Consider the following 17,108-nt stretch of genomic DNA (forward strand, 5'->3'; position numbering starts at 1 on the left):
TCTTCACCATACCATGTTTATTTTTTGTTAGGCAATGAGGGCAAGGATGTTGATTAAGCCATTGCTAAAATCACTCACGTCAGTGCTATTTGGGTTCGCGCTATTTAACTTATCAGCACCTGCGTTCGCCATCCCAGAGACTCAATTAAAAGCTGAGATAGAAAAAATAACCCAGTTGTCAGATTGGCAAACTGTGCAAGCGGAAGCACAAATACTGGGTGATTCGTTACAGCTTAATTTTCAAGATTATAATTATTTTCTTACACAAATGGGCAGAGAGTCTCTTAAACGTGAGAAATTAACCGATGCAGTAGAGTATTTTCAACGCCTAGCCGACATTACCTCCGACTCTGTGAGTAGTGATGCAAAATATATGGCCTTCAAAATGCTGGGAATTAGCACGTATTACCAAGGTGAATATGACAAGTCTATTGCGCATTATCAAACAGCTCTAAATATTGCCAAACTGCGTAATAAGCCATTAGAGCTGGCCAATATGTACAACAATCTAGGGCTGGCCTATCTCAAGGCACATGATCTCGAAAATACAGTCCAACATTATGTAGAAGCGCATCGTTTGTACGAATTACATGGCAGTGAACAAGACAAAGCAGACATGCTACTAAACTTGTCTGGTGCGTATATCCGCCAACATCGTTATGACATTGCTAAAGATATGCTTTTAAGGTCTATCGGTTTATTCAATCAACTTAATGACGAGTACGGTGTCGCATTAGCTCAGGCTAATTTGGGTGCCATGTATATGGAGCAGGGAAAAAGTAAGTTGGCAAGAGCGAGCTTACTGGCAGCAGTGGAGTACTATGAAAAAGTGGGCTCCGCGCGAAGCTTGACCTTTGAATACAGTAATTTGGCAACGCTGAGTATTGCATTAGGTGAGATGGAACAAGGTTATGAAGAGGCTAAAAAGGCCCTTTATTATGCTGAAAAAGTAGACTTGCAATCTGGCTATATGGAAGCACTATACCCAATGGCCAAGTTGCAAGTTCATCGTGGCGACTTTGCTGAGGCATTAAAAAGTATCGAAACGTCGCTGTCTATTGCGCGTGCGCAAGGGTCTAAGTTACGTGAAAAAGATGGTTTAGCAATTTTAGCGATTATTCAGGCTCATTTAGGACAGTCTGAACAAGCAATGGAAAGCTTCAATGCATTTCAAACGTTACAACGGCAACTTTTAAATGATCAAGTTTATGCACGTTTAAATGAGTATCAGAGCAAAATTGAGGCCACGGAATTAAACCGCGAAATTGAATTACTGAAACAACAACAAGCGGTACAGGCATTACAAATTGAACAGCGAGAACAGCTTACTTGGCTTGCAATTTTATTGTTCATAACAGGAACAATCGCTGTCGTAAGTATGTATAGAAAACGTATGGAGCGCGTTGCTAATATTGAGTTGAGCCAGCAAGTAGCAAAGCGCACCGCGGAACTACAAAAGCTTGCAGATGAGCTCAGTGAAGCAAATACAGTTAAAAGTCAATTTTTGGCTAATATTAGCCATGAGATCCGCACCCCTCTCACCTCAATTATTGGAAACAGCGAAGCGTTATTACAAGAGTATCAACACGACAAGCATATCCAAGGGCCTTTACAGGTGATCCAAAGGCAAGGTGAGCATTTGAAAGAGTTGGTTAGTGATGTGCTCGACCTGAGTAAAATCGAAGCTCAGCGTTTTGAGTTAGAGTTTACAGAGTTTTCCCTAGAGCAGCTATTAGATGATGTCACCGAAATGTTTCAGCACGTCTGTGAGGCTAAGGGGCTAAACTTTATGGTAGTAAACCATTTACCTACGCCTTATGTTGTGCGTTTAGATTATGTACGACTGAAGCAGGTGCTCATTAATTTACTTGGAAATGCGGTTAAATTTACGGAGTATGGTCATGTTGAGCTGGTGGTCAACCAAGAAAATAATGGGGTCAGGTTTTCGGTAAATGATACAGGTATTGGTATGGATGCCGCGCAATTACAGCATATTTTCGATTGTTTCCAGCAAGGGGATAACAGTATAACGCGTCGCTTTGGGGGATCTGGGCTGGGTTTATGCTTATCTCAGCAATTGGCGACTATGATGGGGGGCAGTATTCAGGTGAGCAGTATTCCTGAACAAGGCAGCCAATTTTACATAGTCATCCCTTGTGCACGTCTAGACTCCGTGTCAGATTCAACTTTGGTGCATAAAGCGGCTAGGCCAATTACACAGCTTGCTAAGCTAAGCGGTACAGTATTGGTTGCTGAAGATCATGATGATAATCGTGCGCTATTTGAACGTATACTTACTCAGCTTGGTGTCGAAGTCATTACTGCACAAAATGGCCAAGTTGCGGTAGAAAAAGCATTAAGTGAATACCCTGATTTAATCTTAATGGATATTCAAATGCCACTTCTCGATGGGCTAGAAGCGTTTAAGCTGCTACAACAAGCGGGTTTTGATGGACCTATTTTTGCTCTCACCGCAAATGTCATGCAGCATGAAATTCAATCCTATCTTGAGCTTGGGTTTGCAGGCCATTTAGGTAAACCTCTTGATAGAGATAAGCTTCATCTTGCTTTAAGTGACTTCTTAGCAGAAGCTGACGGCGTCGAAAAGCAAGATATGCAAGTTGATATTAGTGATTTGATTGAAAGTTTTGCATTAAGCCTTGAGCAAGAGCGTTTTACGGTTATTGACTTATGGCAAAAGCAAGATTGGGTAGAGTTGAGAGCAGTGTGCCATCGCCTCACAGGTGCTGCATCAACATTTGGTTTTGAGGATATCGCCAAAACAGCAAAACACATTGAGCAGGCGTTAAAAAAACCACATGAAGTAGACGCTCATGGGTTGCAACATTGGTATTTAATATTGTGTGATGAAATGCAGCAAGTGCAGTTATCAGAACAGCTCTATGTCTCCTGACTCTTGCTGAGCGTCAGCTTTTGTATCAGAAGCCTGTGTGTTTGCATGTAATCGAGATTTGTTATTTCTATGATCATGCTCAAACGCCGCTTCATCTACTTTAAATATGGCCAGCTTGTCGTGAATGCTTTGCGCCAGACTGATGAGGTCATTACTGGAAACGGCTTGGATTTTAGAGCTTGAAAGCGCATCTGAGTTAAGCTCAACCATAGATTCAATGCTCGTTTGTGCTTCATCGGATACGGTTTTTTGATCTTTTACCTGTTCATGAATACTGTGAGACATAGAGTTGATGTTAAGCATAGCTGATTCAATCTGATCTACTTCTCTTGTAGACGCTTCTGATAACGTCACTGTTTGCTTGGTTTCTTCAAGAGCATTTAGCATGAGTTGGTGGGCACTGTCAGTTCCAGCTTGTATTTTATTAACCACTTCACGTACTTGTTGAGTTGACTGGCTAGTTCGAGCAGCCAAACTCCGGACTTCATCTGCAACTACTGCAAACCCTCTACCTTGCTCACCTGCTCGCGCAGCTTCAATTGCTGCATTCAGTGCCAGTAGATTTGTCTGTTCTGCAATTGAGTTAATTACGTCAATAACAGAACTAATCGCATCTGAATCAACTTTGAGGGTTTCAATTTGCTCACTGGTCTCTTCAATGTTTTTCGCTAAGCTCATTAAGCTTGCCTGGCTCTTATCAGTATCAACTCGTGTTTTCTTAACGGCTTCTGTTGCAGCTTCCACTGACGTGTAAATTTTCTCTAGGTTATCATCAAGCTCCCTAGATACAGCGAGCATGCGGTTGATCGAATCGGCTAAATCCTCCCCATGAGCGTGCTGAATTGTCGCCTTTTGTGTCATTGACGCATAAGTGTCTCTGAGTCCATCAGCCATAGGTGAGAGGCGAGATGAAGAAACATAAACCTCACCAATGATGTGTTCAATGGTAGCAAGGCTGGCATTAATCGCTAAGCAAGCTGGCGGTATTGAGGCCTTACTGTCATCAAAACGATAAGTGAGGTCAATTTGTCCATCATGGTTTATAGAATTGACTAAAGTCTGTAAATGCTCAGCTTGCGATGTTTTTTGGCTCGAATACCAAAGTGCAGCAGCACCTAAGATAATTTGCACACTGATAACAATAGCCGTTGTTGACCAAGACACCGAGAGTAATGGCAACATGACCAATAACACTAAGGTGTTGAGGATTAGAAAGTTTCGAATTAGTTGAAAGGGCTTCATAAACTGAACAGCTCCCTGTCTAAGCACGTAAGTCTATAACTAGAATAGTCAAAAATTGGGGGCAATGCGATAGTAATTAAGATCAAAAAAGCCTGCATAAGCAGGCTTTTTTAGGATATTTACTTACGACGCATGAGTTCAAAGAACTCGTCGTTAGTTTTACTCATCGAGAGCTTATCGATGAGGAACTCCATTGCGTCGATTTCACTCATTTCATGAACAATCTTACGCAAGATCCACATCTTCTGCAGCTCATCGGCTTTAGTCAGTAGTTCTTCACGACGCGTGCCTGAGCGGTTGAAGTCAATGGCAGGGAATACACGCTTTTCAGCAATCTTACGGTTTAGGTGTAATTCCATGTTACCCGTACCTTTAAACTCTTCGTAGATGACTTCATCCATCTTAGAGCCAGTATCGATAAGGGCTGTTGCAATAATTGTCAAACTACCGCCTTCTTCAACGTTACGTGCAGCACCAAAGAAACGCTTAGGTTTATGTAGTGCATTCGCATCAACACCACCCGTTAGTACCTTACCTGATGAAGGAATAACCGTGTTATAAGCACGTGCCAAACGTGTGATTGAATCAAGCAGGATGATAACGTCTTTCTTGTGCTCAACTAAGCGTTTTGCTTTTTCGATAACCATTTCGGCAACTTGTACGTGACGGCTTGCCGGCTCATCGAATGTTGAAGCAACAACTTCACCTTTTACAAGGCGTTGCATCTCAGTAACTTCTTCCGGACGCTCATCGATCAGTAACACCATCAGTGTTGCATCTGGGTTATTGTAGGTAATCGATTGCGCGATATTTTGTAGCAGCATTGTTTTACCCGCTTTAGGCGGAGCTACAATCAAAGCACGCTGACCTTTACCAATTGGTGATGCTAAATCAAGAACACGAGCAGTAATATCTTCAGTACTACCGTTACCACGTTCCATCACAAAACGCTCATTCGCATGAATAGGCGTTAAGTTTTCAAATAAGATCTTAGTGCGAGAGTTTTCAGGTCTATCGAAGTTAACTTCATTTACTTTTAACAGCGCGAAGTAACGCTCACCATCTTTAGGTGGACGTATAAGACCACTAATTGTATCACCAGTACGCATACTGAAGCGTCGAATTTGACTTGGTGAAACATAAATATCATCAGGGCCAGCTAAATAAGAGGCTTCTGATGAACGTAAAAAGCCGAAGCCATCTTGTAGAATTTCTAAAACGCCGCCGCCATAAATGTTTTCGCCGCTTTTAGCATGTGCCTTTAGAATGGCAAAAATGATGTCTTGTTTTCTTAGACGGGCTACGTTTTCAAGTCCCATGGACTCAGCTAGTTTTACAAGTTCGTTGATTGACTTGTCTTTTAATTCGCGTAAATGCATATTGGTGGGTTCTTTATAACAATTGTCATCTCAGTGATGAGAGGTTGATTTGATAAAGCTAAAGGTTAGTGGCTTTATAAATTAGCAGTTAGCTTGCTAGTCGTCCAGTCTTTAAGCAAATTTAGTCGAAAAAACTATGGGCAGGCAGGTGGGATATACGCCTAGCAAAGGCGAGGCGTATATATACAGACTTAGATGTTGTCGTTTAAGAACTCAACAAGTTGAGTCTTTGATAACGCACCAACTTTAGTCGCAGCTACAGCACCATCTTTGAAAAGAAGCAGTGTAGGAATACCACGAATACCGAACTTAGGCGGTGTACCAGCGTTTTGGTCGATGTTTAGCTTGCCGATAACTGCTTTACCAGCAAACTCTTCAGCAACTTCGTCTAAGATTGGCGCGATCATTTTACAAGGGCCACACCATTCTGCCCAAAAATCTACTAATACTGGTAGGTCTGATTTAATTACATCAGCTTCAAAGCTGTCGTCAGTAAGCTGGATAATTTTGTCGCTCATTGCGTTCTCCGTTAGAAATTGGCGAATTATTTATTGCGTATTTAAACACTCTTGTTTCTTATTGCAAGTTTAAACGTTATGCTTAATTGCTATGACTAAGACACATTTGACCAATAAAAAATTTTCTGACTTTGCTATTGCACCGGAAGTGGTCGCCGGTTTAGCTGCGAATGGCTTTGAATATTGCACGCCAATCCAAGCAAAGTGTTTACCTTTTGTCTGTGACGGGCGAGATATCGCTGGTCAAGCACAAACCGGTACTGGTAAAACATTGGCTTTCTTAACAGCCACTTGCCACCGTTTAATGCAAACAGAAGGTCGTTCCAGAAAGCACCCAAGAGCGCTGATCATGGCTCCTACGAGAGAGCTTGCGATTCAGATCCATAAAGATGCAAAAATTATTGCGCCACACTGTGGTCTAAACTTAGGTTTAGTATATGGTGGCGAAGATTACGAAAAACAACGGGCACAACTCGAAAAAGGTGTCGATATTTTAATTGGTACTACGGGCCGTCTAATCGACTTTTATAAGCAAGGCGCTTATAACCTAAATGAGATCGAAGTGGTGGTGCTTGATGAAGCCGATCGTATGTTTGATTTGGGTTTCATTAAAGATATCCGTTATCTATTTAATCGTATGCCACCAACTGCTGAAAGGTTAAACCTACTTTTCTCTGCAACTTTATCTTACCGTGTACAAGAGTTGGCTTTTGAGCACATGACCAATCCAGAGCATGTACAAATTGAACCTGATGTGAAAACGGGTAAGCGTATTCAAGAAGAGTTATTCCACTCATCTCACGATGACAAAATTCCGTTACTTCTTACATTAATAGAAGAAGAGTGGCCTGAAAAAGCAATCGTATTCGCAAATACGAAGCAAAGTTGTGAAAACGTGTATGCTTGGCTAAAAGCAGATAAACATCGCGTTGGTCTATTAACGGGTGATGTAAATCAAAAGAAACGTCAGTCAATTTTGGCACAATTTACCAAAGGCGATTTAGATATTCTTGTGGCAACTGATGTTGCTGCGCGCGGCCTGCATATTCCTGAAGTAAGTCATGTGTTCAACTTTGATTTACCGGATGACTGTGAGGATTACGTACACAGAATTGGTCGTACAGGTCGAGCTGGTGCATCAGGTCATGCAATTAGTTTTGCGTGTGAACAGTATGCATACAACTTACATGAGATTGAAGAATACATAGAACATTCGATTCCTCTGTCTCATTATGATAAAACAGCATTAATTGAAGATTTACCTAAACCGAATACGCAGAGAAGACGTCATCACTCTGGCCCAAGAAAGGGAAACAACCGACGTCAATCAAATTACAATAAATCGAAAGCGAACACTTAAGAAGTTGTAATTGCGGGATCTTGCAGCTAGAGGTACAAAGTGGCCAAAAATATAGATAATAATAACGTTTTTGCCGTTATTGATTTAGGCTCTAATAGCTTTCATATGTTGATTGCAAAACACATTGCCGGTGGTGTTCACACCATCGGTCGAGTTAAACGTAAAGTTCGACTAGCTGCAGGCTTAGACGAAAATAACACGTTATCTTCTGATGCAATGCAACGAGGTTGGGAGTGTTTGGCACTATTTGCCGAAAGGTTGCAAGATATACCGAAGCAAAATATCAGCATTGTCGCAACGGCAACGCTGAGGCTTGCTACCAATGCCCAAAAGTTCAAAGCCCAAGCTGAAAAAATCCTCAATCACAAAATCAATATCATCAGTGGTGAATTAGAAGCACGCACTATATATAAAGGTGTGGCACATACTTCTGCATGCCAAGGGAAGCAATTAGTGATCGATATTGGTGGTGCCAGTACCGAGGTTGTCATAGGTAAAGGGTTTGAAGCGCTGCTCTATAAAAGCCTAGATATGGGTTGTGTCACTTATTTAGAGCGTTATTTTCAGAATGGCTTACTTTCTGAGAAGAATTTTGAGCAAGCAATTGCCGCAGCACATACTGTAATTGCGCCGATTAAGTCTCAATACATTGATACTGGTTGGGAGCTTGCTATTGGCGCATCTGGTACTGTGCAAGCAATTCAAGAAATCTTAGCTGCGACAGGTCAAACCGATCTACTTTCTTTAGAAAAGTTACAGCATATAAAAGCCGAAGCGATAAAACTTAAAAATGTATCAACACTTTCTTTGCCAGGTCTCAGTGAAGAACGTCGTTTGGTGTTTGTCTCTGGGTTAGCAATTCTCATTGCATTATTTGAAGCGCTGAATATTCAGCAGATGGGACTAGCAGGTGGCGCACTTCGTGAAGGTGTGCTGTACAGCATGATCTCAGATCTACACCATTCTAATATTCGTGAAAGAACGCTTGAAAGCTTTGCGCTGCGTTTTCATACTGATAAAGAGCAAGCTAAACGCGTTTCAGATGTTGCCTTATTAATAGCAAAGCAACTTCAGCATGCCTGGCAATTAGATTTACAGCAAGTCAATGTATTGCTTTGCGCAACAGCGCACTTGCACGAAATTGGTTTGCTTATAGATTACAAACAATATCATCAACACAGTGCTTATATATTAAGTAATACCGACATGCCGGGTTACTCGCCAGCAGAAAAGAAAGTCATTGTGAGTCTTTTAAAAGGCCACCGTGCCGATTTAAATGATGCACTGTTTTCACATCTTGGTGCTAATAAAGCGCTGACCGAAAAGTTAGTACGCATAATTAGGCTAGCCGTTATCTTATCTATGCGTCGTAAAGATGATGTTTTACCTACCTTTGAAGTAAAAGCAGATAAAAACAGACTTAATATTAGCTTTTCAGAAGACTGGTTAGCTCAACACCCACTTATGAAAAGTGAACTGGAACAAGAAAGCGTGTATCAATCAAAGTTAAATTGGCAGTTTAGTAGCTAAAACTGCTCATAAATTCTACTTAAAACATCGAAATTATACAGTTTCGTTTAAAATACACGCGAACAGTCAGTTTTTTGCATTTTTCTTTAAAAAAGGGGTTGCGTAATTTTCTGCTCTCCCTATAATGCGACCCCACTGACACGGGGCGAAACGCTGAAAAGCAAATCAAAACGATGTCGAGTCAAATAAAACTTAATCTTAAATAACTTTTTAAAATTAAGTGTTGACATAAAAAGTGAAGTCGTTATTATGGCGCTCCACTTCGCAGCGAGTCTGCGGTAACTCATCGAGTTACACCCGGGTAACCGGAATGTTCTTTAAAAATATGAAGCAATCATCTGTGTGGGCACTCGTACAGATTGAGTTCTAACAGCTCTTGATTCAGGAGCAAAAAATTTAGAGTCTCAATTTCTTATGAGTGACTATATAGTCAATTTATACAGAATTCATTGAGCACGAATCTTAGGATTCAAAAAACTTTTAATTGAAGAGTTTGATCATGGCTCAGATTGAACGCTGGCGGCAGGCCTAACACATGCAAGTCGAGCGGTAACATTTCTAGCTTGCTAGAAGATGACGAGCGGCGGACGGGTGAGTAATGCTTGGGAATATGCCTTAGGGTGGGGGACAACAGTTGGAAACGACTGCTAATACCGCATAACGTCTACGGACCAAAGGGGGCTTCGGCTCTCGCCCTTAGATTAGCCCAAGTGGGATTAGCTAGTTGGTGAGGTAATGGCTCACCAAGGCGACGATCCCTAGCTGGTTTGAGAGGATGATCAGCCACACTGGAACTGAGACACGGTCCAGACTCCTACGGGAGGCAGCAGTGGGGAATATTGCACAATGGGCGCAAGCCTGATGCAGCCATGCCGCGTGTGTGAAGAAGGCCTTAGGGTTGTAAAGCACTTTCAGTAAGGAGGAAAGGTTAGTAGTTAATACCTGCTAGCTGTGACGTTACTTACAGAAGAAGCACCGGCTAACTCCGTGCCAGCAGCCGCGGTAATACGGAGGGTGCGAGCGTTAATCGGAATTACTGGGCGTAAAGCGTACGCAGGCGGTTTGTTAAGCGAGATGTGAAAGCCCCGGGCTCAACCTGGGAACTGCATTTCGAACTGGCAAACTAGAGTATGATAGAGGGTGGTAGAATTTCAGGTGTAGCGGTGAAATGCGTAGAGATCTGAAGGAATACCGATGGCGAAGGCAGCCACCTGGGTCAATACTGACGCTCATGTACGAAAGCGTGGGGAGCAAACGGGATTAGATACCCCGGTAGTCCACGCCGTAAACGATGTCTACTAGGAGCTGGGGTCTTCGGACAACTTTTCCAAAGCTAACGCATTAAGTAGACCGCCTGGGGAGTACGGCCGCAAGGTTAAAACTCAAATGAATTGACGGGGGCCCGCACAAGCGGTGGAGCATGTGGTTTAATTCGATGCAACGCGAAGAACCTTACCTACACTTGACATACAGAGAACTTACTAGAGATAGTTTGGTGCCTTCGGGAACTCTGATACAGGTGCTGCATGGCTGTCGTCAGCTCGTGTTGTGAGATGTTGGGTTAAGTCCCGCAACGAGCGCAACCCCTATCCTTAGTTGCCAGCGATTCGGTCGGGAACTCTAAGGAGACTGCCGGTGATAAACCGGAGGAAGGTGGGGACGACGTCAAGTCATCATGGCCCTTACGTGTAGGGCTACACACGTGCTACAATGGCGCATACAGAGTGCTGCAAGCTCGCGAGAGTTAGCGAATCACTTAAAGTGCGTCGTAGTCCGGATTGGAGTCTGCAACTCGACTCCATGAAGTCGGAATCGCTAGTAATCGCGGATCAGAATGCCGCGGTGAATACGTTCCCGGGCCTTGTACACACCGCCCGTCACACCATGGGAGTGGGTTGCTCCAGAAGTAGGTAGCTTAACCTTAGGGAGGGCGCTTACCACGGAGTGATTCATGACTGGGGTGAAGTCGTAACAAGGTAGCCCTAGGGGAACCTGGGGCTGGATCACCTCCTTAACGATTTAGAACAGATTTGTTCGTAGTGTCCACACAGATGATTGTTGAATAGAATTAGAGAACACAAACATTGTTTGGGTCTGTAGCTCAGCTGGTTAGAGCGCACGCCTGATAAGCGTGAGGTCGGTAGTTCAAGTCTACTCAGACCCACCACTTCTTCTCGATGCTGCGTTATAAAGCTCGTCGTTTAGTCGAACTAAACTTCCTCGCTTTATGCCTTGCCTCAAAAAGAAGCTCGGTCAAACAATGTATTCCTAGTAATGTGGGGCTATAGCTCAGCTGGGAGAGCGCCTGCCTTGCACGCAGGAGGTCAGCAGTTCGATCCTGCTTAGCTCCACCACTTTACTACTTACTCCTCATAGATAAATGCTTTGACTTCAGAGTCTTTAACTCTGAGAAGTAATTCTCTTGCTCTTTAAAAATTTGGAAAAGCTGATAATTAATTCTTTTAGAAGAAATTCTAAAAAGAGTTTTCAAAAGTAAAACAATGCCGATAAACATTTAATTGTTTATTAGCGTCTACTTTAGTATTCAATATTAACTTCTGGCGAAGTTAAAACTGTCTTTGACGATACAAACCATTTTGGGTTGTATGGTTAAGTGACTAAGCGTACACGGTGGATGCCTTGGCAGTTGGAGGCGATGAAGGACGTACTAACTTGCGATAAGCCTAGTCAAGCCAGTAAGAGGCGCTTGAGACTAGGATTTCCGAATGGGGAAACCCACCTGCTTGCAGGTATCGTTAACTGAATACATAGGTTAACGAGGCGAACGCGGAGAACTGAAACATCTAAGTACCCGTAGGAAAAGAAATCAACCGAGATTCCGAAAGTAGCGGCGAGCGAAATCGGACTAGCCCTTAAGCTTTAGTGTAGTTAGTGGAACATTCTGGAAAGTTTGACGATACAGGGTGACAGTCCCGTACACAAAAACTTATCTAAAGTGAAATCGAGTAGGTCGGAGCACGTGAAACTTTGACTGAATATAGGTGGACCATCATCTAAGGCTAAATACTCCCAACTGACCGATAGTGAACCAGTACCGTGAGGGAAAGGCGAAAAGAACCCCTGTGAGGGGAGTGAAATAGAACCTGAAACCGTGTACGTACAAGCAGTAGGAGCCCCTCGAGGGTGACTGCGTACCTTTTGTATAATGGGTCAGCGACTTATATTTTGTAGCGAGGTTAACCGTTTAGGGTAGCCGTAGCGAAAGCGAGTCTTAACTGGGCGTTGAGTTGCAAGGTATAGACCCGAAACCCGGTGATCTAGCCATGGGCAGGTTGAAGGTTGAGTAACATCAACTGGAGGACCGAACCCACTAACGTTGAAAAGTTAGGGGATGACCTGTGGCTTGGAGTGAAAGGCTAATCAAACCGGGAGATAGCTGGTTCTCCCCGAAATCTATTTAGGTAGAGCCTCGGACGAATACTTACGGGGGTAGAGCACTGTTAAGGCTAGGGGGTCATCCCGACTTACCAACCCTTTGCAAACTCCGAATACCGTAAAGTAATATCCGGGAGACACACGGTGGGTGCTAACGTCCATCGTGGAGAGGGAAACAACCCAGACCGTCAGCTAAGGTCCCAAAGTGTATGTTAAGTGGGAAACGATGTGGGAAGGCTAAAACAGCTAGGAGGTTGGCTTAGAAGCAGCCATCCTTTAAAGAAAGCGTAATAGCTCACTAGTCGAGTCGGCCTGCGCGGAAGATGTAACGGGGCTAAACATACCACCGAAGCTACGGCTGCATACATTAGTATGCGGGGTAGGGGAGCGTTCTGTAAGTGGCTGAAGGTGTGCCGGGAGGCATGCTGGACATATCAGAAGTGCGAATGCTGACATGAGTAACGATAATGCGGGTGAAAAACCCGCACGCCGGAAGACCAAGGGTTCCTATCCCATGTTAATCAGGGTAGGGTAAGTCGACCCCTAAGGCGAGGCTGAAGAGCGTAGTCGATGGGAAACGGGTTAATATTCCCGTACTTGGTATAATTGCGATGGGGGGACGGAGCAGGCTAAGCAAGCATGGCGTTGGTTGTCCATGTGAAAGTGAGTAGGCTGAGAACTTAGGCAAATCCGGGTTCTTAAGGCTGAGACACGAGACGAGTTTCTACGGAAATGAAGTTGCTGATGCCCTACTTCCAGGAAAAGCCTCTAAGCTTCAGATTATACCGAATCGTACCCCAAACCGACACAGGTGGTCAGGTAGAGAATACTAAGGCGCTTGAGAGAACTCGGGTGAAGGAACTAGGCAAAATTGTACCGTAACTTCGGGAGAAGGTACGCTCCTATCTGTGATGAGATTTACTCTCTAAGCGGACGGGAGCCGCAGTGACCAGGTGGCTGGGACTGTTTATTAAAAACACAGCACTGTGCAAAATCGTAAGATGACGTATACGGTGTGACACCTGCCCGGTGCCGGAAGGTTAATTGATGGGGTTAGCTTAGGCGAAGCTCTTGATCGAAGCCCCGGTAAACGGCGGCCGTAACTATAACGGTCCTAAGGTAGCGAAATTCCTTGTCGGGTAAGTTCCGACCTGCACGAATGGTGTAACCATGGCCACGCTGTCTCCACCCGAGACTCAGTGAAATTGAAATCGCAGTGAAGATGCTGTGTACCCGCGGCTAGACGGAAAGACCCCGTGAACCTTTACTACAGCTTGGCACTGAACATTGAGCCTACATGTGTAGGATAGGTGGGAGGCTTTGAAGCAGCGTCGCTAGATGTTGTGGAGCCATCCTTGAAATACCACCCTTGTATGTTTGATGTTCTAACATAGGCCCCTAATCGGGGTTGTGGACAGTGCCTGGTGGGTAGTTTGACTGGGGCGGTCTCCTCCCAAAGAGTAACGGAGGAGCACGAAGGTTGGCTAAGTACGGTCGGACATCGTACGGTTAGTGTAATGGTAGAAGCCAGCTTAACTGCGAGACAGACACGTCGAGCAGGTACGAAAGTAGGTCATAGTGATCCGGTGGTTCTGAATGGAAGGGCCATCGCTCAACGGATAAAAGGTACTCCGGGGATAACAGGCTGATACCGCCCAAGAGTTCATATCGACGGCGGTGTTTGGCACCTCGATGTCGGCTCATCACATCCTGGGGCTGAAGTCGGTCCCAAGGGTATGGCTGTTCGCCATTTAAAGTGGTACGCGAGCTGGGTTTAGAACGTCGTGAGACAGTTCGGTCCCTATCTGCCGTGGGCGTTTGAGAATTGAGAGGGGCTGCTCCTAGTACGAGAGGACCGGAGTGGACGAACCGCTGGTGTTCGGGTTGTGATGCCAATTGCATTGCCCGGTAGCTACGTTCGGAATCGATAACCGCTGAAAGCATCTAAGCGGGAAGCGAGCCTCGAGATGAGTTCTCACTTTAACTTTAAGTTAACTGAAGGGCCGTTGGAGACTACAACGTTGATAGGCTGGGTGTGGAAGTGTAGTGATACATTAAGCTAACCAGTACTAATTACCCGTGAGGCTTAACCATACAACGCCAAAGTGGTTTTAGCTCAGAAGCTAATATGAACTAAAGTAGAAAGTTTTAGAATTATCAGATTTTTTCCAGATTTTAACCAAATTTGCTTGGTGACCATAGCGTTTTGGAACCACCTGATTCCATGCCGAACTCAGAAGTGAAACGAAACAGCGTCGATGATAGTGTGGGTCTCCCATGTGAAAGTAGAACATTGCCAAGCACCTATTTAAAGAAAGCCCGATTCGAAAGAGTCGGGCTTTTTTGCGTTTATGGTGCTAAATCGTCCTGCACGGTGATGAGGCAAAGCTCGGTGATGAAAAGACGAATTAGCGCAAGGTGAAATGAGCAACCTTCACTGAAGCCACTCTGCTCATTTTGAAACTCTTTTCACACGCGTAAATACCTACGCCCTTATCTTCAGCTAAACTGGTTTATCTCACCTTGCGCAAAGTAAATGCACTCGCTTTGCTCGCTGTCATTAACTTTGCACCTAATTTGAAACAAGCTTAACTAATGGCTATGCTTAAAAGGTATTTAGAAAAGGTTTGATGTGTGTCGATATACTTAATTTATTTACTTGTTATGTTTGCTTTATTCGGCACATCAGCGAGTTATTTTGCGCGTTTTATTTATCGCTATTGGGTTCATAAAGATATGGATCAAATGCTGATCTATAAAGCTGGGGGGTGTGCCCTATTGATTATGACATTGTCAGCAATAGGGGCTTTGCTGTTTTAGTTACTTACTGTGTGAAGCTCTCACACTTGCTTTTAATACACAGAGATTGAATAGGAAGCACTTGCTTGCAAGTTTCATCAGGGGTTTGTCGTTCGTTGAGTATTCGCTCTTGTGCAGTTTCGGCATCAGCTAAGCGTTCCACTTCATTTTCATCAACATTCTTAGTCGAAAACACAACATAGTTACTTGGGCCACCACACGCTGCTCTCTCACCCACACCTATTACTTTACATTGAAAGCTGGCATCACAGCTTAGATCAGCTACATAAGCTTTCAGGGTGTTGCTCTCTTCGATCTGAGTACCTGTTGGGGACTGGCAGCCTGACAACATGAGCAGAGTTGATGTAACTAGGGCCAAAACTGTTTTCATGTATGTTCCTTTTATTGCGCGATATAAGTACTGTCGCTTAGTGTAACACACTTGTTATTGATACATTGTGTCGTCGGCTTAGTTAACATGGCACATATACTTTGCATACCCGTTTGCGCATTATGAAGGCTTTCATACTTTGTAAGTTCATCAGCTACAGATTTGGCTTTTTCGTCAGATGTGATTTTAGTGGAGTAGAGCATATAATGACTTGGTCCCCCACAAGGTCGATTGCCGGCAGCAATGACTTTGCACTGTGCATTAGAATCACATTCATTAGCTTGCTCTATTAAGGTCACTTTTGCTCTAAGGGAGTTTAGCTTTTCTTGAGACACTGTTTCTAGACCAAGTTCTGTTTGATTTATTTTTGCAAGCTCAGTGACTCTAGGTGCTGGGGCAGGCTTATCTTCCACCTTAGAAGAAACCTTGGTCGCACTTTGTGGCTTTTGTTGCTCAGCATTACTTACATTATCAGTTTGACCACACCCAGATAAAACTAGTAAAACGGCTGTTAGTATAATGGCTTTTTGCATAAGTTAGTTCGCTCTTTTTTTATCCAGTGTGCATTCTATTGATGATTTATTCAAGCATAGAGAATATGAACCTGTGCTTTAGGCACTATATGAATTGCTTTAACTTGAGCTGAGGTTAATGATAAGGCTCTAGATAATTAGGCTAAACTTTCTTAACTTGAAAATAGACTGCTCGATTTAGTAATAGCAAGCCTTAATAATACGCAATCATTTTAAGGGACTAAAACTGACGCTAGCTTTGTTAAAAACTTCTTATTTAGAACAACTAAATAAGAAGTTTTGCCAAGTAGGTACCTCAGCGATAGCAGGGCGCGTGAGCGGTACTAGAGCAGTTTTCCTTGCCAAGAGGATTGGTGTAAGTAGTTCTTGTATTGATGTTGAATTGCAGACATAAAAAAACCGCTATTAAGCGGTTTTAATACAAGTTAATGGCGGAGAAGGAGGGATTCGAACCCTCGATAGGGCTACAAACCCTATACTCCCTTAGCAGGGGAGCGCCTTCAGCCACTCGGCCACCTCTCCGGCGCAAACTTTAAATGTGGCGGAGAGATAGGGATTTGAACCCTAGATACGCTATTAACGTATGCCGGTTTTCAAGACCGGTGCTTTCAACCACTCAGCCATCTCTCCATGGGCAAAGATAATACTCAGCGATTATGCTGCTGTAAATAGCTTTTGATTTGTTTGCCTAAAATTTAACCTAAAATTAAAGAAAAAATTCTTTTTTTTAGCTTAGATAGCCACATCGGTTAAATTGTGTATAGTGAAATCAAAAACATAACTTCATTATTTCTGTTATTTATAAAGACACATATGAGCCATAGACAACTTTTGACCGCAGACTGCAAAAAGAGACTGCCAGCTAAAGCTTGGCTTTTTAATCGTTGATTTCTTTAAGCGAGGTTGCGTGTTGCTGCACGCCGCAGCTGTCTGGATCATGATGAGCTCCTAAGTTATGTAAGTGAGTAATGCTTGATTGAGTGTATTTTGCATTCGATTTGGTTAATTTAAAAACAATAAAAATTGCTATTTTAGGATAAGTTTTT

10 protein-coding genes, 4 tRNA genes and 3 rRNA genes are annotated in these 17,108 nt (G+C 43.5%); 9 read left to right on the forward strand and 8 right to left on the reverse strand.

What is annotated here, in order from left to right:
* Positions 1–46: 46 nt before the first annotated feature.
* Positions 47–2,914 (forward strand): ATP-binding protein, encoded by a 2,868-nt coding sequence (locus PP2015_RS00375; protein ID WP_058028392.1) that lies wholly within the window; start codon positions 47–49, stop codon positions 2,912–2,914.
* Here PP2015_RS00375 and PP2015_RS00380 read toward each other — a convergent pair.
* From PP2015_RS00380 to trxA, 3 genes are all read right to left on the reverse strand, one after another.
* Positions 2,891–4,156, reverse strand: a complete 1,266-nt coding sequence (locus tag PP2015_RS00380) for a methyl-accepting chemotaxis protein (RefSeq protein WP_058028394.1) — start codon at positions 4,154–4,156, stop codon at positions 2,891–2,893. The two genes, PP2015_RS00375 and PP2015_RS00380, sit on opposite strands and share 24 nt — an antisense overlap.
* Before the next feature lie 119 nt (positions 4,157–4,275).
* The gene (rho, locus tag PP2015_RS00385) at positions 4,276–5,535 is read right to left on the reverse strand and encodes a transcription termination factor Rho (RefSeq protein ID WP_058028397.1); all 1,260 of its coding nucleotides are present in this window, start codon (positions 5,533–5,535) and stop codon (positions 4,276–4,278) included.
* A 191-nt stretch (positions 5,536–5,726) separates the two neighbouring features.
* On the reverse strand, positions 5,727–6,053 hold the full coding sequence (trxA, locus tag PP2015_RS00390; protein ID WP_058028399.1) for a thioredoxin TrxA: 327 nt from the start codon (positions 6,051–6,053) through the stop codon (positions 5,727–5,729).
* A 91-nt stretch (positions 6,054–6,144) separates the two neighbouring features.
* Between trxA and rhlB the strand changes: the two genes are divergently transcribed.
* From rhlB to PP2015_RS00430, 8 genes are all read left to right on the forward strand, one after another.
* Positions 6,145–7,413, forward strand: coding sequence for an ATP-dependent RNA helicase RhlB (rhlB, locus tag PP2015_RS00395; protein ID WP_058028400.1), 1,269 nt, complete (start codon positions 6,145–6,147; stop codon positions 7,411–7,413).
* A gap of 39 nt (positions 7,414–7,452) precedes the next feature.
* A complete protein-coding gene (gene gppA / locus PP2015_RS00400; protein WP_058028401.1) occupies positions 7,453–8,943 on the forward strand; it encodes a guanosine-5'-triphosphate,3'-diphosphate diphosphatase in 1,491 nt (496 codons plus the stop codon).
* A gap of 481 nt (positions 8,944–9,424) precedes the next feature.
* Positions 9,425–10,957, forward strand: a 16S ribosomal RNA gene (locus PP2015_RS00405).
* A 76-nt stretch (positions 10,958–11,033) separates the two neighbouring features.
* Positions 11,034–11,110: transfer RNA gene (locus tag PP2015_RS00410), tRNA-Ile, on the forward strand.
* A gap of 111 nt (positions 11,111–11,221) precedes the next feature.
* A tRNA-Ala gene (locus PP2015_RS00415) sits at positions 11,222–11,297 on the forward strand.
* A gap of 254 nt (positions 11,298–11,551) precedes the next feature.
* A 23S ribosomal RNA gene (locus PP2015_RS00420) occupies positions 11,552–14,433 on the forward strand.
* Positions 14,434–14,527: 94 nt separating this feature from the next.
* Positions 14,528–14,641, forward strand: a 5S ribosomal RNA gene (rrf, locus tag PP2015_RS00425).
* Together the 16S, 23S and 5S rRNA genes with 2 tRNA genes alongside form the textbook arrangement of a ribosomal RNA operon.
* Positions 14,642–14,973: 332 nt before the next feature.
* On the forward strand, positions 14,974–15,159 hold the full coding sequence (locus PP2015_RS00430; protein WP_058028402.1) for a hypothetical protein: 186 nt from the start codon (positions 14,974–14,976) through the stop codon (positions 15,157–15,159).
* Between the two features lie 4 nt (positions 15,160–15,163).
* Here PP2015_RS00430 and PP2015_RS00435 read toward each other — a convergent pair whose 3' ends face one another.
* From PP2015_RS00435 to PP2015_RS21835, 5 genes are all read right to left on the reverse strand, one after another.
* Positions 15,164–15,529 carry a hypothetical protein gene (locus PP2015_RS00435; RefSeq protein WP_058028403.1) on the reverse strand — a complete coding sequence of 122 codons (366 nt, stop codon included), beginning with the start codon at positions 15,527–15,529 and terminating at the stop codon, positions 15,164–15,166.
* Positions 15,530–15,540: 11 nt separating this feature from the next.
* Positions 15,541–16,062 carry a hypothetical protein gene (locus tag PP2015_RS00440; protein ID WP_058028404.1) on the reverse strand — a complete coding sequence of 174 codons (522 nt, stop codon included), beginning with the start codon at positions 16,060–16,062 and terminating at the stop codon, positions 15,541–15,543.
* Positions 16,063–16,491: 429 nt separating this feature from the next.
* A tRNA-Ser gene (locus tag PP2015_RS00445) sits at positions 16,492–16,584 on the reverse strand.
* Between the two features lie 17 nt (positions 16,585–16,601).
* Positions 16,602–16,692, reverse strand: a tRNA-Ser gene (locus PP2015_RS00450).
* Between the two features lie 165 nt (positions 16,693–16,857).
* Positions 16,858–17,001 (reverse strand): hypothetical protein, encoded by a 144-nt coding sequence (locus PP2015_RS21835; RefSeq protein WP_157599062.1) that lies wholly within the window; start codon positions 16,999–17,001, stop codon positions 16,858–16,860.
* Between the last annotated feature and the right edge of the window lie 107 nt (positions 17,002–17,108).

It is taken from the genome of Pseudoalteromonas phenolica, assembly GCF_001444405.1.
Classification (GTDB): domain Bacteria; phylum Pseudomonadota; class Gammaproteobacteria; order Enterobacterales; family Alteromonadaceae; genus Pseudoalteromonas; species Pseudoalteromonas phenolica.

What these genes read in the sequence shown, in the direction of transcription:
- rhlB (WP_058028400.1), top strand. Translation starts at nt 6,145, where the DNA reads ATGACTAAGACACATTTGACCAATAAAAAATTTTCTGACTTTGCTATT.
- rho (WP_058028397.1), bottom strand. Translation starts at nt 5,535, where the DNA reads ATGCATTTACGCGAATTAAAAGACAAGTCAATCAACGAACTTGTAAAA.
- PP2015_RS00380 (WP_058028394.1), bottom strand. Translation starts at nt 4,156, where the DNA reads ATGAAGCCCTTTCAACTAATTCGAAACTTTCTAATCCTCAACACCTTA.
- PP2015_RS21835 (WP_157599062.1), bottom strand. Translation starts at nt 17,001, where the DNA reads ATGATCCAGACAGCTGCGGCGTGCAGCAACACGCAACCTCGCTTAAAG.
- PP2015_RS00440 (WP_058028404.1), bottom strand. Translation starts at nt 16,062, where the DNA reads ATGCAAAAAGCCATTATACTAACAGCCGTTTTACTAGTTTTATCTGGG.
- trxA (WP_058028399.1), bottom strand. Translation starts at nt 6,053, where the DNA reads ATGAGCGACAAAATTATCCAGCTTACTGACGACAGCTTTGAAGCTGAT.
- PP2015_RS00375 (WP_058028392.1), top strand. Translation starts at nt 47, where the DNA reads ATGTTGATTAAGCCATTGCTAAAATCACTCACGTCAGTGCTATTTGGG.
- PP2015_RS00435 (WP_058028403.1), bottom strand. Translation starts at nt 15,529, where the DNA reads ATGAAAACAGTTTTGGCCCTAGTTACATCAACTCTGCTCATGTTGTCA.